At 58.7% G+C, this 21,347-nt stretch carries 24 protein-coding genes and 1 riboswitch; of the genes, 21 read left to right on the top strand and 3 right to left on the bottom strand.

Features of this window, described 5'->3' with window-relative positions:
• Positions 1-30: 30 nt before the first annotated feature.
• A complete protein-coding gene (gene fabA / locus ACR0LX_RS09110; protein WP_480783419.1) occupies positions 31-540 on the bottom strand; it encodes a bifunctional 3-hydroxydecanoyl-ACP dehydratase/trans-2-decenoyl-ACP isomerase in 510 nt (169 codons plus the stop codon).
• Between the two features lie 188 nt (positions 541-728).
• Between fabA and irrA the strand changes: the two genes are divergently transcribed.
• Positions 729-1,151: an iron response transcriptional regulator IrrA gene (gene irrA, locus ACR0LX_RS09105; protein WP_480783418.1), complete on the top strand. Its 423-nt coding sequence runs from the start codon at positions 729-731 to the stop codon at positions 1,149-1,151.
• Here irrA and ACR0LX_RS09100 read toward each other — a convergent pair.
• Positions 1,148-2,044: a LysR family transcriptional regulator gene (locus tag ACR0LX_RS09100; RefSeq protein ID WP_480783417.1), complete on the bottom strand. Its 897-nt coding sequence runs from the start codon at positions 2,042-2,044 to the stop codon at positions 1,148-1,150. The two genes, irrA and ACR0LX_RS09100, sit on opposite strands and share 4 nt — an antisense overlap.
• Before the next feature lie 85 nt (positions 2,045-2,129).
• On the opposite strand from ACR0LX_RS09100, the gene ACR0LX_RS09095 reads away from it, so the two are divergent.
• A complete protein-coding gene (locus ACR0LX_RS09095) occupies positions 2,130-2,927 on the top strand; it encodes a phytanoyl-CoA dioxygenase family protein (RefSeq protein ID WP_480783416.1) in 798 nt (265 codons plus the stop codon).
• Between the two features lie 6 nt (positions 2,928-2,933).
• On the opposite strand, the gene ACR0LX_RS09090 is transcribed toward ACR0LX_RS09095, so the two are convergent.
• A complete protein-coding gene (locus ACR0LX_RS09090) occupies positions 2,934-3,797 on the bottom strand; it encodes a glycosyltransferase family 2 protein (protein WP_480783415.1) in 864 nt (287 codons plus the stop codon).
• 121 nt (positions 3,798-3,918) lie between these two features.
• Here ACR0LX_RS09090 and miaB point away from each other — a divergent pair, with 121 nt between their 5' ends.
• The 19 genes from miaB (at position 3,919) to ACR0LX_RS08995 (ending at position 21,344) form a co-directional block, all read left to right on the top strand.
• Positions 3,919-5,238, top strand: a complete 1,320-nt coding sequence (gene miaB, locus ACR0LX_RS09085) for a tRNA (N6-isopentenyl adenosine(37)-C2)-methylthiotransferase MiaB (protein ID WP_480783414.1) — start codon at positions 3,919-3,921, stop codon at positions 5,236-5,238.
• Positions 5,239-5,395: 157 nt separating this feature from the next.
• Positions 5,396-6,160 (top strand): outer membrane protein, encoded by a 765-nt coding sequence (locus ACR0LX_RS09080; protein WP_480783413.1) that lies wholly within the window; start codon positions 5,396-5,398, stop codon positions 6,158-6,160.
• 166 nt (positions 6,161-6,326) lie between these two features.
• The gene (locus ACR0LX_RS09075; protein WP_480571784.1) at positions 6,327-7,349 is read left to right on the top strand and encodes a PhoH family protein; all 1,023 of its coding nucleotides are present in this window, start codon (positions 6,327-6,329) and stop codon (positions 7,347-7,349) included.
• 42 nt (positions 7,350-7,391) lie between these two features.
• A complete protein-coding gene (gene ybeY / locus ACR0LX_RS09070) occupies positions 7,392-7,886 on the top strand; it encodes an rRNA maturation RNase YbeY (RefSeq protein ID WP_480783412.1) in 495 nt (164 codons plus the stop codon).
• A 36-nt stretch (positions 7,887-7,922) separates the two neighbouring features.
• Positions 7,923-8,807, top strand: a complete 885-nt coding sequence (locus tag ACR0LX_RS09065; RefSeq protein ID WP_480783411.1) for a hemolysin family protein — start codon at positions 7,923-7,925, stop codon at positions 8,805-8,807.
• Complete coding sequence (gene lnt, locus ACR0LX_RS09060) at positions 8,804-10,318, top strand: apolipoprotein N-acyltransferase (protein WP_480783410.1); 1,515 nt, start codon at positions 8,804-8,806, stop codon at positions 10,316-10,318. The genes ACR0LX_RS09065 and lnt overlap by 4 nt, the downstream gene beginning before the upstream one ends.
• A 31-nt stretch (positions 10,319-10,349) precedes the next feature.
• Positions 10,350-10,398: riboswitch (SAM-SAH riboswitch) on the top strand.
• Positions 10,399-10,403: 5 nt separating this feature from the next.
• A complete protein-coding gene (gene metK, locus ACR0LX_RS09055; protein ID WP_480783409.1) occupies positions 10,404-11,585 on the top strand; it encodes a methionine adenosyltransferase in 1,182 nt (393 codons plus the stop codon).
• Between the two features lie 127 nt (positions 11,586-11,712).
• Positions 11,713-12,423, top strand: a complete 711-nt coding sequence (trmB, locus tag ACR0LX_RS09050; protein ID WP_480783408.1) for a tRNA (guanine(46)-N(7))-methyltransferase TrmB — start codon at positions 11,713-11,715, stop codon at positions 12,421-12,423.
• Positions 12,424-12,492: 69 nt separating this feature from the next.
• On the top strand, positions 12,493-13,839 hold the full coding sequence (gene aroA, locus ACR0LX_RS09045) for a 3-phosphoshikimate 1-carboxyvinyltransferase (RefSeq protein ID WP_480783407.1): 1,347 nt from the start codon (positions 12,493-12,495) through the stop codon (positions 13,837-13,839).
• A complete protein-coding gene (locus tag ACR0LX_RS09040; RefSeq protein ID WP_480783406.1) occupies positions 13,836-14,453 on the top strand; it encodes a (d)CMP kinase in 618 nt (205 codons plus the stop codon). The genes aroA and ACR0LX_RS09040 overlap by 4 nt, the downstream gene beginning before the upstream one ends.
• A gap of 82 nt (positions 14,454-14,535) precedes the next feature.
• Complete coding sequence (locus ACR0LX_RS09035; RefSeq protein ID WP_480783405.1) at positions 14,536-15,051, top strand: hypothetical protein; 516 nt, start codon at positions 14,536-14,538, stop codon at positions 15,049-15,051.
• Positions 15,052-15,203: 152 nt separating this feature from the next.
• Positions 15,204-15,485 (top strand): DUF6525 family protein, encoded by a 282-nt coding sequence (locus ACR0LX_RS09030; protein WP_480783404.1) that lies wholly within the window; start codon positions 15,204-15,206, stop codon positions 15,483-15,485.
• A gap of 250 nt (positions 15,486-15,735) precedes the next feature.
• Positions 15,736-17,412: a 30S ribosomal protein S1 gene (gene rpsA, locus ACR0LX_RS09025; RefSeq protein ID WP_010438032.1), complete on the top strand. Its 1,677-nt coding sequence runs from the start codon at positions 15,736-15,738 to the stop codon at positions 17,410-17,412.
• Between the two features lie 270 nt (positions 17,413-17,682).
• The gene (gene ihfB / locus ACR0LX_RS09020; protein WP_008758048.1) at positions 17,683-17,967 is read left to right on the top strand and encodes an integration host factor subunit beta; all 285 of its coding nucleotides are present in this window, start codon (positions 17,683-17,685) and stop codon (positions 17,965-17,967) included.
• Positions 17,968-17,974: 7 nt separating this feature from the next.
• Positions 17,975-18,325 (top strand): lipopolysaccharide assembly protein LapA domain-containing protein, encoded by a 351-nt coding sequence (locus ACR0LX_RS09015; RefSeq protein ID WP_480571813.1) that lies wholly within the window; start codon positions 17,975-17,977, stop codon positions 18,323-18,325.
• A 9-nt stretch (positions 18,326-18,334) separates the two neighbouring features.
• On the top strand, positions 18,335-18,979 hold the full coding sequence (locus ACR0LX_RS09010; RefSeq protein WP_480783403.1) for a phosphoribosylanthranilate isomerase: 645 nt from the start codon (positions 18,335-18,337) through the stop codon (positions 18,977-18,979).
• Between the two features lie 46 nt (positions 18,980-19,025).
• Positions 19,026-19,361: a hypothetical protein gene (locus tag ACR0LX_RS09005; protein ID WP_480783402.1), complete on the top strand. Its 336-nt coding sequence runs from the start codon at positions 19,026-19,028 to the stop codon at positions 19,359-19,361.
• Positions 19,362-19,428: 67 nt separating this feature from the next.
• On the top strand, positions 19,429-20,676 hold the full coding sequence (gene trpB / locus ACR0LX_RS09000; RefSeq protein ID WP_480783401.1) for a tryptophan synthase subunit beta: 1,248 nt from the start codon (positions 19,429-19,431) through the stop codon (positions 20,674-20,676).
• A 44-nt stretch (positions 20,677-20,720) separates the two neighbouring features.
• Positions 20,721-21,344, top strand: coding sequence for a class I SAM-dependent methyltransferase (locus ACR0LX_RS08995; protein WP_480783400.1), 624 nt, complete (start codon positions 20,721-20,723; stop codon positions 21,342-21,344).
• The last annotated feature ends 3 nt before the right edge of the window (positions 21,345-21,347 follow it).

Raw genomic sequence — 21,347 nt, 5'->3', positions numbered from 1 at the left:
TGCGTGCTCCTTGTTTCAGGCTGGTCCGCCTTAGGCGTCGGACAAAACAACTCTCATGTCTTTGACGTCGTAAATCATTTCGCCGTCCGCTTCGACGATGCCATCCGCCACACCCATTGTCAGGCGGCGAGTCTGGATCGCCTTTTTGAAATCGATTTTATATGTCAGCATCTTACGGTCCGGGCGCACCATGCCGGTCAGCTTGACCTCGCCGACGCCGACGGCCATGCCGCGACCCTGCCAGCCACGCCAGCCCAGGTTAAATCCGGTCAGCTGCCACAAGCCGTCCAGCCCAAGACAGCCCGGCATGATCGGGTTGCCGGGGAAGTGGCATTCAAAGAACCAAAGTTCGGGCGTGATATCGAACTCTGCCAGCACGTGGCCCTTGCCATGTGCGCCACCGTCGGCCGAGATATCGGTAATCCGGTCCATCATCAGCATCGGCGGGGCGGGCAATTGCGCGTTACCCGGGCCGAATAATTCGCCACGGGCGCATTTCAGCAGATCGTCCTTGTCAAAGCTGCTCGGGAATTGGGCCATTCTGCCGCCTCTCCTGCCAGGGGTCCGTTCGTTATATCTGGCCTCGTCTAGCACCCGTATGCAAGGTCCTGCAAGAGCGGCGCGCCACATCTTGTTGTGCCTACGACATTCTTTGCGAATGAATTTCATTTGAAATTGCCTGCACAGCGCACTTATATATAGGGTCAGCGAAAACGGGTATCGGACATATGACACCTCAGAGCCGAAACATAGCGACAAACTGGTTGGTAGATGCCGGATTGCGACCAACGCGTCAGCGGGTTGCACTGGCTGAGTTATTGGTGGGTGACGGGCGCCATCGCCACGTGACCGCCGAAAGCCTGTTCGACTCTGCCAAAAGCAATGGTGATGCGGTTTCTCTGGCCACGGTCTACAACACGCTACGCGCTTTCTGCGAAGCGGGTGTGCTGCAGGAAATCACCGTTGACGGATCGAAAAGCTATTTCGACACAAACACCCATGATCACCCGCATTTCTTCTGGGAAGACGAAGGCCGCCTGAGCGATGCGCCATCGGACCAGTTGGTGATTCAGCGTCTGCCCGAGGCTCCGGAAGGGGTCGAGATCGCATCGGTGGATGTAGTCATCCGCCTGCGCAAGAAAAATACCTAATTCTGACTTAGTCCCTGGATCAACACCCGCTCTGCCTGCCCGACTGTGGAGTCAACAGGTCCGGTGCCGTGACGCGCCAGCACGATTGATTCGATTGCTTCGGGGTCGGTGATCGGAATACTGACGACCGGCGCCCCATCATAACTGACATCACCGTGCGGACGGGTATAGCTGATCCCAATTCCCTCGCCATGGGCGGACAGGCTGCGCAGTAGCTCTAACGAGCTTGCCCGGTGCGCCACGACTGGATGCAGTTGCTGGCGCTGAAACAGGCTCAGTACATATTGTGCGGAAAGACCTTCCTTTGACAGGATCAGAGGGTGCGGCTCGAGCTCTGCGAGCGTGAGGGTTGCGTGTTTCGACAGGGGGTGTCCGGGCGACACCATCGCGCTTGGGCATTTGTCGAACAACTTCCGGCGCGTGAACCCGGCATCCATTCCCAGATCAAAGGTGATGGCCAGGTCGGTCTTTCCTTCGATCAAACCGGCAACAAGACCCTCGAACCGTTGGATGTCATAGCGGATTTCGACGTCCGGCAGCGCATTGCGCAATTGCCTGAGGGCGGGTGCCAGAACAAATGGCGCGAGGTCTTCGAAACAGCCCACTACCAGATGACCCGTGCCGGGGGTGGTTTGTGAGGCGTCTTCAAGACGTGCGGCGTCTGCCAGCAGCGCCTCGGCGTTCTGTACAAACGCGCGCCCCTGAGGTGTCAGCGTCATCGCCGCGCCGCGTTTGCGCGCGAATAACGGGTGTCCCAGCCGCGATTCGATCTTGGTAACTGCGTTTGAAAGGGCCGGTTGCGAGACATTCAGATGTTGCGCAGCGGCAGACAGGCTGCCGTAACGCCCTATGGCGCAAATATATTCGTACTGACGGAGTGTAACGTATAACATGAAGCTAATAGTTACTTTCAAAGATATTACTTGAACAGAGGTAAGCGTCATCACAAAACAGATGTGTCCAACGCAGGAGCTTGCCATGTCTCACCCCCTCGTTACCCAGGAAATGATCGACAGTTATCAGACCGATGGCGTCGTTCTGGTCAAAGGCCTGTTTGCCGATCACGTCGACGATCTGCGTGAGGGGATTGCCGCGAACATGGCCGAACCAGGGCCCTATGCGTCTGAAAACAAAAAGGAAGGAGAATCCGGGCGGTTCTTTGATGACTACTGCAACTGGTCTCGTATCCCGCAGTTTCAGGCTGTGATCCAGAACTCTCCGGCCGCTGAAGTTGCCGCCGACCTGATGCAATCGCAATCGGTTCAGATGTTCCATGACCACGTTTTGGTTAAAGAGCCCGGAACTTCGATGGCGACGCCGTGGCATCAGGATGGACCATATTACTTTGTCGAAGGGCAACAGACGGTCAGCTTCTGGTCACCGCTCGATCCGGTGAAACACGCGACGCTGCGCTGCGTTGCCGGGTCGCACCGCTGGGAGAAAGAGGTGCTGCCAACCCGTTGGGCCTCGGAAGAGGGGTTCTTTGCGGATGAAGGGCAGTACATTCCCGTACCTGATCCTGACGCCGAGGGCATGCGGGTGGTCGAGTTCGAGATGGAACCAGGTGACGCGGTTGCCTTCAACTACCGCACGTTGCATGGCGCACGCGGCAACCAGTCGGACAGCCGCCGCCGCGCGTTTTCGCTACGGCTGGTGGGCGACGACGCCCGCTATGTCGAGCGTCCGGGCCGGACGTCGCCGCCCTTTCCTGGGCACGACATGGTCGCGGGGCAGCGCTTGCGCGAGGACTGGTTCCCGGTCTTGCTGCAACGATAAACCGGATCAGAACCACTGACCGGGTTCCATCAGGCCCAGATCCATCAGCTGGTGCGAGTTCCATTCGAACGCAACCGACCCGCGCCAGCGAAAGCTGGGGATGGCAAAGGTCGAGCCCGCATTCGACTTGAGCGCCTTGGCGGCGCGGAACGAGCAGATGGCTGCCGTCACGTTGTGATGCCAGGGGCAGGAATAGGTGTTATATTCCGCTATGTTAAAGCTGTGGTCGGATTGCAGTTCCAGCCCCTTTTTGGCCTTGAACAAGGCAATTCGGTCGATGCGACGGCGGGCGTAAGGTATGTGATCCTCGAACCGCCAGCGCAGCCCGCCTGACATGTCCAGTTGCCGGTCCTGTGCTTGCCCGACCGCGTCGTGACGTGCGTGGGCATAGTATCCGATATTGTCCAGCATGGTATTATCCCGATCCACGCCATTTGGATGCGCCGCCAGATCGTCCGCATAAAGATCGATCACATGGGTCATCATCGCGGCGCGCCGCTCTTCGGTGTGAAACGCCAGCAACTCCGAGATGTTGCGGGTTTCGCAGAACGGGTAGAACAGATACTCGGCGTTGTAGCCATAGTACATCCAGGTTCCTGGTGCGGCCTCGATGATGCGATTGACGGTGTCAAAAACCACCTCGCGTGGGGCGCAGGTCAGCGGGACCCGGTGGACGATCTCGTCCAGATCGTCTTCGAGCGTGAATTCATCCGGCATGAACAGGATCACGGACTTGAATCCAAGCTTCAGGTGGTGGCGTAAGGTACTGCCCAGTTCCACGTCATCTTCGGCAAACAGCAAGGCGACAGGGCCTTTCGCAAGCGCTGCCCGACCGGTTTTCAGGAAGTGGTCCAGTGAATTGTACTGCATCGCCCGCTTTGGTTCCGCTTTGCTGGAAGTTTTTGCCAAACTCGGGTAAACGCAGCGCCATTGCAAGCGGCGTTCGTTGCGTATAGACGACGCCGACCCAGCGTATGCAAAGGCCCGTCCCATGTCCGAACCCAAAAAGCTGTATATCAAGACCTACGGCTGCCAGATGAATGTCTATGACAGCGAGCGTATGGCCGAGGCGCTGGGCGGCCAGGGGTATGTCGAGACCAAGACGCCCGACGATGCGGATATGATCCTGCTGAACACCTGCCATATTCGCGAAAAGGCTGCGGAAAAGGTCTATTCCGAGCTTGGTCGGTTCAAGGGACTGAAAGCGGACAAGCCCGATCTCAAGATCGGCGTCGCGGGCTGTGTCGCACAGGCCGAGGGCGAAGAAATCATGCGGCGCCAGCCCTTGGTCGATCTGGTCGTTGGCCCGCAAAGCTATCATCGTCTGCCCGAAATGGAGGCGAAGACACGCGATGGCGAAAAGGCGCTGGATACGGATTTCCCCGAAGAGGATAAGTTTGAAAAGCTGAAAAACCGCCCAAAGGCCAAGCGTGGCCCAACGGCGTTTTTGACAGTTCAGGAGGGGTGCGACAAGTTCTGCGCCTTCTGCGTGGTGCCCTATACCCGAGGGGCGGAGGTCAGCCGCCCGGCCGATCGCATTATCCGCGAAGCGCAGGATCTGGTGGAACGCGGCGTGCGTGAGATCACGTTGCTGGGCCAGAACGTCAACGCCTATCACGGGGCCGGTCCGAACGGCGACATGACGTTGGCGGGTCTGATCTGGGAGCTTAACAAGGTCGACGGGCTGGAGCGCATCCGCTTTACCACCTCGCATCCGAACGACATGAGCGACGATCTGATTGAGGCGCACGGCACCTGCGACAAGCTGATGCCTTATTTGCACCTGCCAGTTCAGTCTGGATCCGACAAAATCCTCAAACGAATGAACCGCAGCCATACCGCAGTAAGCTATCTGCGTTTGATCGAGCGCATTCGTGAGGCACGTCCGGATATTCTGATGTCAGGCGACTTTATCGTCGGTTTCCCGGAAGAAACCGAAGAGGACTTTCAGGCGACCTTGAACCTGGTGGAAGAGGTCCGCTACGGCTACGCCTATTCCTTCAAGTATTCGACCCGCCCTGGCACGCCAGCCGCAGAAAGGGCACAGGTCGACCCGGCACAGGCGGATGACCGCCTACAGCGACTGCAATCCATGATCACGCGCCATCAGCGTGAAATTCAGGAATCGATGGTGGGCCGGAACGTTCGTGTGCTGTTTGAAAAGCTAGGGCGTCAGACGGGGCAGATGGTCGGAAAATCCGAATATCTGCACGCAGTTCACGTCGTCGGACCCGATCTGAACGTCGGAGAGTTGCGGGATGTCCGCATTACCGCATCGGGCGCGAATTCACTGGCTGGCGAATTGCTCTGAGATTCTGTGCCCTCTGCATAGGTGACGTGAATTCCAGAAATTAACCCTTGATTTATGGGTCAGAACTATGCTCGGACATACCCCAGTTTTTTCGACTGGGGTGTGCGTCCGTTGTTGCAGGATCGCTGGTCGCAATAAGGTTGCCTGGAGGGTACGAGTGGTGGACAGAACACGGTTTCTACGGTCGAGATGTATACGGTTCCTGTCAGCATTCCTGCTGCCTTATGCTTGCGTCGTGCCAGCGATGGCGGGTGACGTGATCGGCGATGTAGCTGAACCCGAAGTTCTTTCTCCGGAAACCGTCGCGTACGATGTGAACGCGTTCTATCTTGGCCTGAGCGGCGGATATGGCTCGGGTGAAGTTGATCGGTTCGGCCTGGCGATCCCGGGTGGCAGAGTTCGAATTGGCGATCTTGAACCCAGCGGCAATTACGGCGGGATTCGCGGTGGCTGGCGCGGCTCGGTGCCAATCGTGGGTGGGCGCGACTATGTCTATGGCTTTGAAGTGTTGTATGATTTCGGCACGCTTGACGACAGCACCTCCTCTCTGATCGGGGGAACCACGGTGGATGTTGGGTCCGAGATTTCGGACGTTCTGTCGATCCGATTCCGAAACGGCATCACCAACCGCAGCCGGAAATTGCTGTATTTCGTTTCGCTTGGCTATGTTCAGGGCGACATAACAACGTCGGCATCGCTGACGAACGAAGATACCGCCAGCGCGTTTGAAGAATCCGACAGCCGAAACGGGTTCTCCGCAAGCATAGGTGCAGAACACCGCTTTAACAAAAACTGGTCGATCACCGGAGAGATCGAATACTACCAATTCGACTCGAAAGACGTTGATTTCAGTTCGGATTTCTCAACCAAATCGACGCCCAGTTTCCGTGGTGTGCGGGTCGGCCTGAACTACGCGTTCTGATTTACGCCTCAACCTTTCTGTTGACAGCGCGACCCCTGCGCATCGGGTCCGCCTGCGGCTGGATAGTCGCAATTTCCATTTCGCGGCAAAATTTGAATTCTGCCGCTTGCGTCTGGCCAAGTTTGTTGTCTACCCTCAAGATGAAACGCCAAGACAGGAGAACGGATTGGCCATCGGTGCCCTGACCCCACCGCCAGACGACATGCCCCAGCGTGAGGCTTTTGTTGAATTTCCCGACAACCGGTTGTTGATTGATCTATGCGGCGAATATGACCGCAATCTTGCTGACATCGAACAGAAACTGACAGTTCAGATTGTTCGTCGAGGGAATCAGCTTGTTGTGATGGGCGAAGAAGGCGCTCAGAATCAGGCGATCGAAGTATTGCAGGCGCTCTATACCCGTTTGGAGGGCGGCCGAGACGTCGAAGCCGCCGATGTGGACCGCGAATTGCGCATGGGCAACTCAGAAGTTGGAACCGGCACGCGCGACGGTGACCAGCTTGAGATGTTCAAGGGTGGCACGGTCGAAATCAAAACCCGTAAAAAGCTGGTTGAGCCGCGCACCGATGCGCAAAAAGCCTATGTGCAATCCCTGTTCAACAACGAACTGGCTTTCGGCATCGGCCCGGCTGGTACCGGCAAGACCTATCTGGCCGTCGCCGTTGGTGTGTCGATGTTCATCGGTGGCCATGTGGACCGGATCATCCTCAGCCGCCCAGCGGTCGAGGCGGGTGAAAAACTGGGTTATCTACCGGGCGACATGAAGGACAAAGTCGATCCCTACATGCAGCCGCTTTATGACGCGCTGAACGATTTTCTGCCGGGTAAACAACTGGCGAAACTGATCGAGGAAAAGCGAATTGAAATCGCTCCGCTTGCCTTCATGCGGGGTCGGACATTGGCCAATGCTTTCGTGGTCCTGGACGAGGCGCAAAACGCCACGACGATGCAGATGAAAATGTTCCTAACCCGTCTGGGCGAGGGCAGTCGTATGGTGATCACCGGGGACCGGTCACAGGTCGATCTGCCGCGCGGCGTGCAGTCTGGGCTGGCGGATGCAGAACGGCTGCTGAAAACGATCCCGAATATCAGCTTCAACTATTTCACATCGAAAGATGTGGTACGTCACCCGCTTGTCGCCGCCATCATCGAGGCGTATGAGGCCGACTCGGGCCGCGAAACCGGATAACACCGCAAGGCCCGGGCAACGCCGAAGCTTTGGACTGTGGAAATGAATCTGGAGATAACGATTGAAGACCCGCGCTGGCAGGGCCTGGAGTCGATCGCGCGCAAGTCTGTAACGGCAGTTCTGGATCATAGCGGTCTGTCGCGCGAACTGTGCGAAATCAGCGTTTTGGGTTGTGACGATACTCGGATTGCCGAACTCAACGCGGAGTTCCGAGACAAGCCGACCCCGACAAATGTTCTAAGCTGGCCGGCCGAGGATTTGTCCGCTGACATCCCCGGTCAGGCGCCCAGCCCCCCGCAGGCGGATTTTACCGGCGAGATTGCATTGGGCGATATCGCGATATCCTACGACACCTGCGCCCGCGAGGCGTCAGAAGCAGGCAAATCGATGGACGATCATGTCACACATTTGATCGTTCACGGCGTTTTGCATTTGCTGGGCTATGATCACATTCGTGACCCGGACGCCACTTTAATGGAAAGTGTCGAGGTCGAGATACTTGGCAAAATGGGTATAGATGACCCATATAATATATGACACAGGGTCTTGGACCCGATCATTTGGAACAGGATAATGGGCGATACAGACGGCAGTTCTAGGGCGGCGCACGGCGCGCAACCCCCGAACAGCGACGAAACCAACACTGAGAAAAGCGGGCTTTTTTCCCGTCTTTTTGATGCATTCTCTTCACATGATGATGCGGCTGAGCCGGTAAACGGAACCCCAGTCAGCCCTCCGCAGTCGCGCGGTATGATCAACCTGCGGCGCATGCGGGTCGAGGATGTGGCGATCCCGACGGCCGAGATCGTCTCGGTGCCCCTGACGACCACCAAGGAAGAATTGGCCGAGGTGTTTCGCGAAAGCGGTCTGTCCCGCATTCCGGTTTATGACGGGACGTTGGATACGCCGCTGGGTTTCATACACCTCAAGGACTTTGCGCTGACCCACGGGTTCAACGGCAATTCGACCGAGTTTGACCTGAGGTCGATGCTGCGCACACTTCTGTTCGTTCCTCCGTCAATGCCGATCGGTGTTCTCATGACCAAGATGCAGACCGAGCGGCGGCATATGGCGCTTGTGATTGACGAATATGGCGGCGTCGATGGTCTGCTAACCATCGAGGATCTGATCGAGCAGGTCGTGGGCGAGATTGCCGACGAACACGATGCCGATGAAGATCAGCTATGGGTACAGGAAAAACCCGGTTGCTACATCGTGCAGGCCCGCGTCCCGCTCGAGGAATTCGAGGCCGAGATCGGACGTTCCCTGACAAGCCACGAAGATGTGGACGAGGAAGAGATCGAGACTTTGGGTGGTCTGGTCTTCATGCTGTCGGGACGGGTGCCCGCGCGGGGCGAGGTCGTGCTGCACCCCGAAGGTCCCGAGTTCGAAGTGATCGATGCTGACCCGCGACGGATCAAACGTTTGCGCGTGATGATGCCGGATATCGCTCGATGAACCCTGCCCAGGGCTGGCCTTTTTGGGTTCGGCTGCTTTCGGCGACCGTGTTGGGCGCGGTTGCAGCCATGGGTCAGGCACCCTGGGGGGTCTGGGCCGCGACACTGATCGGGCTGGTCCTGATCGTGCCGCTCTATCTGACTTGCGAAACACCCCGGCGCGCCGCCCTGCTGGGATGGGTCTATGCAACTGGCTATTTCGCCAATTCACTCAGCTGGATAATCGAGCCCTTTCTGGTTGATGCCGAACGCCACGCCTGGATGGCACCTTTTGCGCTGGGGTTTCTCGCGGCTGGGCTTTCGCTGTTCTGGGCGGCGGCGTTCTGGCTTGCCTGCCGGATCGCAGGGCGGCCCGTGCAGCAGGCGTTTGTTCTGGCGATGGCATTGGCAATGGCAGAGTTTGCGCGCGGATACGTGCTGACAGGGTTTCCCTGGGCCGGGGTTGCGCAGGTTTGGGTGGATACGGCTGTCGCGCAGTTATTGTCGCTGATCGGTCCTTATGGGCTGGCAGCGCTGACATTTCTCGCGACGCTACCGCTTGGGGCTGCTTTGTGCACATCAAGGACCCTCCGCGGATGGGCGGTACCCGTTGCTTTGACGACAGCGTCTGCGATTCTGGCGCTCGGCTATGCCGCAACCCGACCCCCTGTGCAGATGACGGAACATGTTGTGCGGTTGGTTCAGCCGAACGCACCTCAGCATCAAAAATGGGATCCGGCCTATGCGCCCCTGTTTTTTGCCCGACAGCTGGAATTCACTGCAGCCGAACCGCGCCCGGATCTGATCGTCTGGCCCGAAACGTCGATCCCGGCCTGGCTGGGCAGTGCTCAGCCCTACCTTGAAGCGGTCGCGCAAGCCGCACAGGGAACGCCTGTGGTCCTGGGCATCCAGCGGGGCGACGGCGCGCGCATATACAACTCGATGATCTATCTGGATTCGAACGGGCGGCAGGATGGGCTTTACGACAAACATCATCTGGCGCCCTTCGGTGAATACGTCCCCTTTGGCGACCTTATGGCTCGGTTTGGCATATACGGCATGGCGGCAACCACGGGTCACGGCTTCAGCGCCGGACCGGGCGCGGCGCTTCTTGATGCCGGGCCGCTAGGAAAGGCGTTGCCGCTGATCTGCTACGAGGCGGTGTTTACGCAGGACGTACTGTCTGCGCCAGGCAGGGCAGACTTCCTGCTGCAAATCACCAATGACGCCTGGTTCGGGACGCGTTCGGGCCCCTACCAGCATCTGGCGCAGGCCCGTATGCGCGCGATCGAGCAGGGCTTGCCGATGATGCGGTCGGCCAACACTGGCGTGTCGGCGATGATCGATCCGCTGGGGCAGGTGACATCGTCGCTTGGGCTGGGGCAAACAGGATATTTCGATGCTGATTTGCCGCAACCACATCCGCCAACGGTTTATGCGTCGATTGGCGATACTTGGGTGTTCGGCGCGCAGTTGGTTCTGTTTGCGCTGTTTTGGCGCAACGCTGCGGCAGGAGCTGCAAAACGGGATTGACCCGGCGCCCAAGCGGGCGTATCCCCGCGCAAACCCGTCACAACGGCTTCCTGGCGTGGCGGAGAAATCTTAATGGAGCACTTTCATGTCCCGACAGAACTACACATTTACTTCGGAGTCCGTTTCCGAAGGGCACCCGGATAAGGTCTGCGACCGGATTTCCGATGCCGTACTCGATGCTTTTCTGAATGAAGAACCCGAAGCGCGCGTGGCGTGCGAAACCTTTGCAACGACCGATCGTGTTGTCATTGGTGGCGAAGTAGGTCTGTCTGATCAGGAAAAACTGCATGATTACATGGGCCGCATCGACGAGATTGCGCGCGCCTGCATCAAGGACATCGGCTATGAGCAGGACAAGTTTCACCACGAAACGGTCGAGGTGACGAACCTGCTGCACGAACAGTCCGCCCATATCGCACAGGGCGTCGATGCGGCAGCGGACAAAGATGAGGGCGCGGGCGACCAGGGCATCATGTTCGGGTACGCCACCACGGAAACGCCCGCGTTGATGCCCGCGCCGATCCAGTATTCGCATGCCATTCTTCGGCGCTTGGCCGAGGTGCGTAAAGACGGCTCGGAACCTGCGTTGGGGCCCGACGCAAAGTCTCAACTGTCGGTCATTTACCGCGATGGCAAGCCGGTTGGCGTCAGCTCGATCGTGCTGTCGACGCAGCATCTGGACGAATCGCTGAGCTCGGACGACATTCGCGCCATTGTCGAGCCCTATATCACCGAAACCCTGCCAGATGGCTGGCTGTCGGCCGAAACCGAGTGGCACGTGAATCCCACAGGCAAATTCGTGATTGGCGGTCCCGATGGCGATGCCGGTCTGACCGGACGAAAGATCATCGTGGATACCTATGGCGGTGCCGCGCCCCATGGCGGCGGTGCGTTCTCGGGCAAAGACCCGACCAAAGTAGACCGCTCGGCTGCCTATGCCGCGCGTTATCTCGCCAAGAACGTAGTGGCCGCAGGCATGGCCGAACGCTGCACGATCCAGCTGAGCTATGCGATTGGCGTGTCCAAGCCGCTGTCGATCTACGCCGACACGCATGGAACAGGCCAGATTGCCGACGCCGTGATTGAAAAGGCTGTTGGCCAGGTCATGGACCTGACGCCGCGCGGCATTCGCGAGCATCTGCAACTGAACAAGCCGATCTACCAGCGTACCGCCGCCTATGGCCACTTTGGCCGCGAACCGGATGCGGATGGCGGATTCAGCTGGGAACGCACCGATCTTGCAGCTGCGCTCAAGGCCGCAGTCTGATCGATTGTTAAATTGTGCACCCTGACGGGTGCGCTCTTCATCTTTTTGAAAATACTCCGGGGGTGTGGGGGCTGGCCCCCACCTCCACCACTTGCCTCACCGCGCGCATCGCAGTATGGGCACCGCCATGAGCACCCAGACCCCACAGCGCCCACGCAGAAACTTCTACGGCCGTTTCAAAGGCAAAGCCCTGAAGCAGAGCCAGAAGGCATATCTGAACGAAGATCTTGGCGCGCTTTCGCCCGGCGACGTCGATTGGGACCGCAACCCCGAGCGCAAACCGCTTGACCTTGGCACTTTGTTCGGTGGCAAGGATGTCTGGCTTGAGGTCGGCTTTGGCGGCGGCGAGCATCTGGTGCACCAGGCCGCGCATAACCCCGATATCGGCATCATCGGGGCCGAGCCCTATATCAACGGCGTTGCCATGTTGCTTGGGAAAATCCGCAAAGCCGGGGTTGATAATCTGGCCGTGCATCCAGGTGATGCGCGCGACCTGTTCGACGTATTGCCCGAGGCCAGCATCTCACGCGCGTTTCTGCTCTATCCTGACCCTTGGCCCAAAACACGACACCATCGCCGCCGATTCGTGACGCCCGAGCATCTGGAACCCCTAGCTCGCGCGCTGAAACCGGGCTCGATCTTCCGGGTCGCCACCGACATACCCGATTACGTTCGGCAAACGTTGGAAGAAGTTCCGCGCGCCGGGTTTGAATGGCTCGCCGAGCGTCCCGCAGATTGGCGCAAGCCGTGGCAGGATTGGATTTCCACCCGCTATGAACAGAAGGCTCTGCGCGAAGGTCGTACACCGCATTACCTGACCTTCCGCCGCAAAGGCTGATTGCCGCTGGACCAACCGGCGCCAATTCGCTAATCGGCCTGAGTACTGATAGCGAAAACAGGAGCCCCCATGTCCGGACACGGCACGCCCATCCCGATGACCTCGCATCCTTGCGGCCCGCTGACCGGAACGGCTGAGGTGCCGGGGGACAAGTCGATCTCGCACCGGTCGCTGATCCTGGGCGCGATGGCTGTCGGAGAAACCAGGATTTCGAGTCTGCTGGAAGGCGAGGATGTTCTGGACACCGCCAAGGCGATGCGCGCCTTTGGGGCCGAGGTCACGGATCATGGCGACGGTGAATGGACCGTACACGGAGTTGGGGTCGGCGGGTTCGCCGAGCCCGATCAGGTCATCGACTGCGGCAACTCGGGCACGGGCGTGCGCCTGATCATGGGCGCGATGGCGACATCGCCGATCGCGGCAACTTTTACCGGAGATGCCAGCCTGAATAAACGCCCGATGGCGCGGGTCACCGACCCGCTGGCCTTGTTCGGCACGCGGGCGGTCGGCCGAGAAGGTGGGCGTTTGCCGATGACCATCGTTGGTGCAGCTGACCCGGTGCCCGTGCGATACGAGGTGCCGGTGCCGTCGGCTCAGGTGAAATCGGCGGTGCTGCTGGCGGGCCTCAATGCGCCCGGCAAAACCGTCGTTATCGAAAAAGAGGCGACCCGCGACCATTCCGAAAGGATGCTGGCGGGGTTTGGCGCTGAAATCACCGTTGAGGACACCGACGAAGGTCGGGTTATCACGCTGACCGGACGGCCGGAGTTGAAACCTCAGGTGATCGCAGTACCGCGCGATCCCTCCAGCGCGGCGTTCCCGGTTTGCGCTGCACTGATCACACCGGGTTCGGATGTGCTGGTTCCCGGCATCGGCCTGAACCCCACCCGTGCAGGTCTATTTACGACATTGCGCGAGATGGGGGCCGATTTGACCTATGAAAACGAGCGCGAAGAGGGCGGTGAGCCGGTGGCCGATCTGCGCGCGCGCTATTCTCCCGATATGAAGGGTATCAAGGTTCCGCCTGAACGTGCCGCCTCGATGATCGACGAATACCCGGTTCTGTCCGTCGTTGCGGCGAATGCAACCGGGACGACACTGATGACGGGCGTGAAGGAATTGCGGGTCAAGGAAAGCGACCGCATCGACGCGATGGCTCGTGGCTTGCGCGCAAACGGTGTGACCGTGGACGAAGGAGATGATTGGTGGTCGGTTGACGGTCTGGGCATCGGCAACGTCCCTGGCGGCGGCACTTGCGAGAGCTTTTTGGACCACCGCATCGCCATGTCGTTCATGGTGATGGGCATGGGCGCGAAATCGGCGGTTTCGGTGGATGACGGCGGACCGATTGCCACGTCTTTCCCGATCTTCGAGCCGTTAATGGCAGGCTTGGGCGCAAAGGTCGCCCGGGCATGAGCTTTACCGTCGCCATAGACGGACCCGCGGCTGCGGGGAAAGGCACGATCTCGAAAGGAGTTGCCGCGCATTTCGGATTTGCGCATCTGGATACCGGCCTGCTTTATCGTGCGGTCGGGCGACGCACGCTGGACGGCACCGACGCGGTGGCGGCTGCGCATGCGCTGACCGCCGACGAGTTGGAGCAGGGCGATCTGCGTACCGCAGACATCGCGCAGGCCGCCTCGAAAGTTGCTGTGATCCCGGAGGTGCGGGCAGCATTGGTCGATTTCCAACGCGCTTTTGCGCGCCGCGCAGGTGGGGCTGTTCTGGACGGCCGCGATATCGGGACGGTCATTTGCCCCCGGGCGGAGGTCAAGCTCTATGTGACCGCCAGCGCCGAAGTGCGCGCCGAGCGCCGTTTTCTTGAATTGGCCTCGAAGGGAGATGACGTTTCGCGCGCGCAGGTTCTGGCTGATGTGCGCGAACGCGATGCACGTGACGCCGAACGCAGCACCGCTCCGATGAAACCGGCCGACGATGCGATATTGCTGGACACCTCGGACCTCAGCATTGATCAGGCGCTGGCCCAGGCGGTTACCCTGATCGAACGTGCTCTGCCCGCCGAACGGTAGTGCATCACTGATCACCAAGCTTTGTTTGGCCTGTGCGACGACCGATCCCTATGGTCAGGGTAACGTCCGGAGGAGAGTGATCATGATCCGACTTGTCATCGCACTGTTTTTTCTGGCCTCAAGCCTGTCCGCTCAGGAGGCTGAACCGCGGATGGATTACGAGCGGTTAGGCAAGATCCTGTTCGCGCTTGATCCCGAAGCACAGCCAAACGGGCCGGGTTTTGAACTGACGCTCGGCGACGTGCCAGTTCTGGTGATCGCAGATGAGGCCGCGGACCGGATGCGGGCGATGGTAGCAATTCGCGGGGTTGATGGCCTGACAGCGCAGGATCTGCATCGCATGATGCAGGCGAATTTCGACGATGCGCTGGATGCACGATATGCAATCGCCAATGGCACGCTGTGGTCCGTTTTCATCCACCCTCTGTCCTCGCTGGAAAGGGATCAGCTGATCTCGGGGCTGGCGCAGACCGTAAACATCGCGCTGACCTACGGAACCCTGTATTCCGGTGGAGGTATGCAGTTCGGGGGCGGCGACAGCAATGATCTGCAACGTGCCTTGATCGACGAACTTCTGAAAAAAGGCGACGATATCTGACCTGATCAGTCATGCGGTGACACGACGTGAAAGAGGGCTTGTTCATGATTTTTGGTATGTTATGAAATAACGTATTGTGAAAACCAACGGCTAATCCGGTTCGCATGCTTCAATGAACAGACCGGCCTTACCCATGACGGATCAGGACTGCCATGTCTGAAAGTAAATCGCGGCGGAATCTTCGAACGTCGATGAAGACTCGCCGCCGGGGCGGGTCGCGGATGCAGGCATTCGATGCGTTGCCGGGAGACCTGCGAGTTTGGTTGGCCTCGGCCTGTTTGCCCTGGAGCCCGGAATCGGCACTGAAGGTCTGGAGCCGCGCTGGTGGGCGGCTCAACCCTGATGCGGCGATCTCACGCCTTGATGAAATCGAACAAGCGATGCTGCAAATGGACGCGCGGGTTTGGACTGCGAGTCCCTACCCAAACGGATAAGCGCTTGCCGATACCCTTAAGAAATTGGCTTTCTGCTTGCGCCTGACAGGAAATCCGCTTATACGCGCGCTGTCTGAACAAGGGCGGTCAACGTCCGGATGACGTATCTGAGCAGGGCCGGGTTACCTCGGCCCTTTGTGTTTGTTTGCTCAGGCGCGTTCCGGGTCACGCAGTCAGGCATCATGAAACAAGACCGGCGGAGACAACCGTTCGGCCAGCAAAAACGTACTGTAAAGGAAAACAACGCCACATGGCTAACGCATCCATGGAGGAATTCGAAGCCCTCCTGAATGAAAGCTTCGAAATGGACACACCCGAAGAGGGTTCTGTTGTCAAAGGCAAGGTTCTGGCGATCGAAGCCGGCCAAGCCATCATCGACGTAGGCTACAAAATGGAAGGCCGCGTTGATCTGAAAGAATTCGCAAATCCTGGCGAAGCCCCTGAAATCGCTGTAGGTGACGAGGTCGAAGTATACCTGCGCGCCGCAGAAAACGCCCGTGGCGAAGCCGTCATCTCGCGCGAGATGGCCCGCCGCGAAGAGGCTTGGGACCGTCTGGAAAAAGCATATGCCGACGACCAGCGCGTCGAAGGTGCAATCTTTGGTCGCGTCAAAGGTGGCTTCACCGTCGATCTGGGTGGCGCAGTTGCGTTCCTGCCCGGCTCGCAAGTTGACGTACGCCCTGTACGCGACGCTGGCCCGCTGATGGGTCTGAAGCAGCCGTTCCAGATCCTGAAAATGGACCGCCGCCGTGGCAACATTGTTGTTTCGCGTCGCGCAATCCTGGAAGAATCGCGTGCCGAACAGCGCGCCGAAGTTATCGGCAACCTGTCCGAAGGTCAGACCGTCGAGGGTGTCGTCAAGAACATCACCGAATACGGTGCATTCGTTGATCTGGGCGGCGTTGACGGCCTGCTGCATGTCACCGACATGGCATGGCGTCGTGTAAACCACCCGTCCGAGATCCTGACGATCGGCGAAACCATCAAGGTTCAGGTCATTAAGATCAACAAAGAGACCCACCGCATCAGCCTGGGCATGAAGCAGCTGCAGGAAGATCCGTGGGATCTGGTTGCTGCCAAGTACCCGCTGGGCTCGGTCCATCAGGGTCGCGTCACCAACATCACCGACTACGGCGCGTTCGTCGAGCTGGAAGCCGGTGTCGAAGGTCTGGTGCACGTGTCCGAGATGTCCTGGACCAAGAAAAACGTCCACCCCGGCAAGATCGTTTCGACCAGCCAGGAAGTCGACGTCATGGTTCTGGAAATCGACGGCGCCAAGCGTCGCGTATCTCTGGGCCTGAAGCAGACTCAGCGCAACCCGTGGGAAGTGTTTGCAGAAACACACCCCGAGGGCACCGAGGTCGAAGGCGAAGTCAAGAACATCACCGAATTCGGTCTGTTCATTGGCCTCGAAGGCGACATCGACGGCATGGTTCACCTGTCGGACCTGTCCTGGGACGAGCGTGGCGAGGATGCGATCCAGAACTACCGCAAAGGCGACATGGTTTCGGCCGTTGTCTCGGAAGTTGACGTCGAAAAAGAGCGTATTTCGCTGTCGATCAAAGCCCTGGGCGGTGACAAGTTCGCCGAAGCCGTGGGCGGCGTGAAGCGTGGCTCGATCGTGACCGTTGAAGTGACCGCAATCGAAGATGGCGGCATCGAGGTCGAGTACGAAGGCATGAAGTCGTTCATCCGTCGTTCCGACCTGAGCCGTGACCGTGCCGAACAGCGCCCCGAGCGTTTCTCGGTCGGTGACAAGGTCGACGTTCGCGTCACCAACGTTGACAGCAAGACCCGCCGTCTGGGCCTGTCGATCAAGGCACGCGAGATCGCCGAAGAGAAAGAGGCCGTGGAACAGTACGGTTCGTCGGACTCGGGCGCATCGCTGGGCGATATTCTGGGTGCAGCGCTGAAATCCGGCGACTGATCCAGGGCGCAAGCCATTGATGACTTTTCAGCCCCGCGCACCCGCGCGGGGCTGTTTTTGTTGCGAATCAACATGTTCTGATTTTCCGGGTTTGACCGGCACTGGTTCGCTCAATACGTGTGAGAATCGAGCGCGCAGGCCAAAAATCGCGTGAGATTGCCGGAAAATTCTGAAACTACGCACAGAGTCTACGTTCCCCCGAACCCGGTTTTTTCCTATACTGTCCAGAACAATAGAGATGGTAACCGGCCGCCTGGGAGGGTAACGCGCATGATCCGTTCAGAATTGATTCAGAAAATCGCTGACGAAAATCCGCATCTTTATCAGCGGGACGTCGAACGGATCGTCAACACCGTCTTCGAAGAGGTCACCGACGCCATGTCACGCGGCGACCGGGTCGAATTGCGTGGGTTTGGGGCGTTCTCTGTGAAAAAGCGTGATGCCCGCGTAGGCCGCAATCCCAGAACCGGTGAAACTGTGCAGGTAGAAGAAAAATGTGTGCCGTTCTTCAAGACCGGCAAGTTGCTAAGGGACCGTTTGAACGGTAAAGCCTGACCTTATGATGCGCTATATTCGCTATGCCTTTCTTGCGATCCTTGGGATCGTTCTGGTTTCCATTTCTCTGGCAAATCGCCAGATCGTGGAACTGAAACTGATGCCGGATGCGTTGGCCGAACTGATTGGTTTCAACCTGTCCACATCGCTTCCGCTGTTTCTTGTGGTGCTGGGCGGTGTCGTTGCCGGACTGGTTATCGGGTTCCTGTGGGAATGGCTGCGCGAGCACAAGCACCGCAAAGACGCCACCGTTAAGAAAAGCGAGGTGCGTAAGCTTGAGCGCGAGGTCAAGAAGCTCAAGAAAAAGCAGAATGTGGGTCAGGATGATGTGCTGGCCCTGCTGGATGAGGCAAGCTGAGACGCGCTCATGTCCGGTGACATTGCAGTCAAAATTTGCGGTCTGACCGCCGCTGACCATGTACGCGCAGCGGTGGACGCTGGCGCGCGCTATGTGGGGTTTGTGTTCTTTCCAAAATCGCCCCGCCATCTTGAAGTGGCGGCGGCTTTGGAACTGGCGCATATCGTGCCAGCTGGTGTCGCCAAAGTGGCGCTGACCGTGAACGCCTCGGACGAAGACCTGGACCGAATTGTCGGAAATGTACCACTGGACATGTTTCAATTGCATGGAAAAGAAACTCCTGATCGGGTTTCGGAAGTTCGACAAAGGTTCGGCTTGCCGGTGATGAAGGCCATCGGCGTCGCCGAGGCTGAGGATTTGGAGGCCATCGACCTCTATTCCGAAGTTGCGGACCAGTTGCTGATCGATGCCAAGCCACCCCGCAACTCTGAACTGCCTGGCGGCAACGGTTTGTCATTCGACTGGCGCCTGCTTGCTGGGCGCAAATACTGGCGCCGCCCGTGGATGCTGGCTGGTGGCCTGACGCCGGAAAACGTCTCCGAGGCGGTGCGGATGACGGGCGCACGACAGGTCGACGTTTCGTCTGGTGTGGAATCCGCGCCCGGTGTCAAGCACGTCCAGAAAATCCGGGACTTTATCGCCGCCGCCAAGTGATCTGACCTTCCACCGCCCGCGTATCTCTGGTGGGAGAGGAATAGTCATGCTCGCAGCGATTGGCGGTGTTTCGTTGAAGCACTGGTACAATGCGCCAGAGTTTTTCTGGCGCGCAGGTCAGGCGTTGAAGCAAGCGCGGAGCGATCCGCTTTGTCTTCATGCCGAGGTGTTTCCGCATCGGGGCCTCTATTTTTCCTTTACGGTCTGGCAGGATATCGAGGCGATGCTGACCTTTGCCCATTCCGGACCGCACCGACATGTGGTTCAAGCCGCACCCCGGCTGGCAAACATCAACAGGTTCTGTCATTTCGACTGCATCGCGGTTCCAACCCGCGATCAGGCGCTGGAGGTTTGGAGACAGCAGCGTGAGGCTGCGGAATGATGCGTTTTGCGATGGCAAATCCCGGCGCCACCTCCTATGAACAACGGGTAAGATGACGGAGACAGCCATGGCCAACGATCTTTTCAATTCCTTCATGTCCGGCCCTGACGAACAGGGACGGTTTGGCATTTTCGGCGGACGGTTTGTCAGTGAAACACTGATGCCGCTGATCCTGTCTCTGGAAGAGGAATACGAAAAGGCCAAGGATGACCCGAGTTTCTGGGCCGAGATGGACGATCTGTGGGCCAACTACGTTGGCCGCCCCTCTCCGTTGTATTACGCAGAACGTCTGACCGAGCATCTGGGCGGGGCCAAGATCTACCTCAAGCGCGATGAGCTGAACCATACCGGCGCGCACAAGATCAACAACGTGCTCGGCCAGATCATTCTGGCGCGTCGTATGGGCAAGACCCGGATCATTGCCGAAACCGGGGCAGGGCAGCACGGTGTGGCCACGGCCACGGTCTGCGCCAAGTTTGGTCTGAAATGCATCGTCTACATGGGCGCGCATGACGTACAGCGTCAGGCTCCGAACGTGTTCCGTATGCGGCTGCTGGGGGCCGAGGTGATACCGGTGACAAGCGGCAGAGGCACGCTGAAAGACGCGATGAATGACGCGTTGCGCGATTGGGTCACCAATGTGCGCGACACCTTCTATTGCATCGGCACGGTGGCCGGTCCGCATCCTTACCCGGCGATGGTGCGTGATTTTCAGTCGATCATCGGCAAAGAAGCCAAGGAACAGATGCATAAGGCCGAGGGTCGCCTGCCTGATACGATCATTGCCGCGATCGGTGGAGGATCGAACGCGATGGGCTTGTTCTACCCGTTCCTCGATGACAAATCGGTCAACATCATCGGCGTCGAAGCGGGCGGAAAAGGTGTGAACGAGAAGATGGAGCACTGTGCGTCGCTGACCGGTGGTCGTCCCGGCGTGCTGCATGGCAATCGCACTTATCTGCTGCAGGACGATGACGGGCAGATTCTGGAAGGGTATTCGATCTCGGCCGGTCTGGACTATCCCGGCATTGGTCCCGAGCATTCGTGGCTGAACGATGTGGGCCGCGCGCAATATGTCTCGATCACCGATAAAGAGGCGCTAGAGGCGTTCCAGCTGTGCTGTTCGACCGAGGGTATTATCCCGGCACTGGAACCTTGCCACGCGCTGGCCCATGTGATGAAGATCGCGCCCGATCTGCCCAAAGATCACCTGATCTGCATGAACATGTGCGGGCGGGGTGACAAGGATGTTCAAACGGTTGCCAAATATCTGAACTTTGACATGTCGGATACCGAGGGCCGTTCGGCAGATTGATCCCGGGCTAGGCGGCTTGCAAGAACTGTGTCAGGTTGCGTGTCATGCGCAACCTCTCTGCTGCCGCCGAGCTTGACCAGAAATACGATGCCGCCGCACCCGGCTGGGCCGATAAAATGCGGCTGCTTGGGTATTTCGACGCGTATCTGGGGTTTCTGTCTGCGGATCCGCAGGCCGAGTTGGGCGAAAATGCCCTGGATGTTGGCTGTGGCACCGGCGCATTCGCCGAAGCCCGCGCAGTGATACGCCCCGAAGGCCACGTAACGCTGTTGGAGCCGTCAGAGAAGATGCTCCGACAAGCACACAGAGCTTTGACCAAACGTGGCGCGACTGTCGAACTTGCTCAAACCCGGTTGCAGGAGTTTGCTTCGTCGCACCCATTCGACTGCATGCTTGCCGCCCATGTTCTGGAACATTGCCCGGACCCGGTTTCAGCCCTGCGCCAAATGCGTTCGCTGGCCGAACCCGACGCGGCGCTTTGGCTGGTGGTCAGCAAGCCACATTGGTGCAATGCGATCATCTGGTTTCAATGGCGGCATCGCACCTTTCGCCCGGAAACGGTGGCCGGGATGCTGGCAGAAACGGGCTGGCAGTTGCAATCGCAACATAGCTTCCCAACCGGCCCGCCGTCGCGCACGTCACGAGGGTTTCGCGCCGTTGCGGTTTAAGTA

The organism is Ruegeria sp. CH11 (assembly GCF_056537105.1).
This window is presented reverse-complemented; position numbering and strand designations above follow the sequence as displayed.

Coding starts and splice junctions, on each gene's coding strand:
- fabA (WP_480783419.1), bottom strand. CDS start 540: ATGGCCCAATTCCCGAGCAGCTTTGACAAGGACGATCTGCTGAAATGC.
- irrA (WP_480783418.1), top strand. CDS start 729: ATGACACCTCAGAGCCGAAACATAGCGACAAACTGGTTGGTAGATGCC.
- ACR0LX_RS09100 (WP_480783417.1), bottom strand. CDS start 2,044: ATGTTATACGTTACACTCCGTCAGTACGAATATATTTGCGCCATAGGG.
- ACR0LX_RS09095 (WP_480783416.1), top strand. CDS start 2,130: ATGTCTCACCCCCTCGTTACCCAGGAAATGATCGACAGTTATCAGACC.
- ACR0LX_RS09090 (WP_480783415.1), bottom strand. CDS start 3,797: ATGCAGTACAATTCACTGGACCACTTCCTGAAAACCGGTCGGGCAGCG.
- miaB (WP_480783414.1), top strand. CDS start 3,919: ATGTCCGAACCCAAAAAGCTGTATATCAAGACCTACGGCTGCCAGATG.
- ybeY (WP_480783412.1), top strand. CDS start 7,392: ATGAATCTGGAGATAACGATTGAAGACCCGCGCTGGCAGGGCCTGGAG.
- ACR0LX_RS09065 (WP_480783411.1), top strand. CDS start 7,923: ATGGGCGATACAGACGGCAGTTCTAGGGCGGCGCACGGCGCGCAACCC.
- lnt (WP_480783410.1), top strand. CDS start 8,804: ATGAACCCTGCCCAGGGCTGGCCTTTTTGGGTTCGGCTGCTTTCGGCG.
- metK (WP_480783409.1), top strand. CDS start 10,404: ATGTCCCGACAGAACTACACATTTACTTCGGAGTCCGTTTCCGAAGGG.
- trmB (WP_480783408.1), top strand. CDS start 11,713: ATGAGCACCCAGACCCCACAGCGCCCACGCAGAAACTTCTACGGCCGT.
- aroA (WP_480783407.1), top strand. CDS start 12,493: ATGTCCGGACACGGCACGCCCATCCCGATGACCTCGCATCCTTGCGGC.
- ACR0LX_RS09040 (WP_480783406.1), top strand. CDS start 13,836: ATGAGCTTTACCGTCGCCATAGACGGACCCGCGGCTGCGGGGAAAGGC.
- ACR0LX_RS09035 (WP_480783405.1), top strand. CDS start 14,536: ATGATCCGACTTGTCATCGCACTGTTTTTTCTGGCCTCAAGCCTGTCC.
- ACR0LX_RS09030 (WP_480783404.1), top strand. CDS start 15,204: ATGTCTGAAAGTAAATCGCGGCGGAATCTTCGAACGTCGATGAAGACT.
- rpsA (WP_010438032.1), top strand. CDS start 15,736: ATGGCTAACGCATCCATGGAGGAATTCGAAGCCCTCCTGAATGAAAGC.
- ihfB (WP_008758048.1), top strand. CDS start 17,683: ATGATCCGTTCAGAATTGATTCAGAAAATCGCTGACGAAAATCCGCAT.
- ACR0LX_RS09015 (WP_480571813.1), top strand. CDS start 17,975: ATGCGCTATATTCGCTATGCCTTTCTTGCGATCCTTGGGATCGTTCTG.
- ACR0LX_RS09010 (WP_480783403.1), top strand. CDS start 18,335: ATGTCCGGTGACATTGCAGTCAAAATTTGCGGTCTGACCGCCGCTGAC.
- ACR0LX_RS09005 (WP_480783402.1), top strand. CDS start 19,026: ATGCTCGCAGCGATTGGCGGTGTTTCGTTGAAGCACTGGTACAATGCG.
- trpB (WP_480783401.1), top strand. CDS start 19,429: ATGGCCAACGATCTTTTCAATTCCTTCATGTCCGGCCCTGACGAACAG.
- ACR0LX_RS08995 (WP_480783400.1), top strand. CDS start 20,721: ATGCGCAACCTCTCTGCTGCCGCCGAGCTTGACCAGAAATACGATGCC.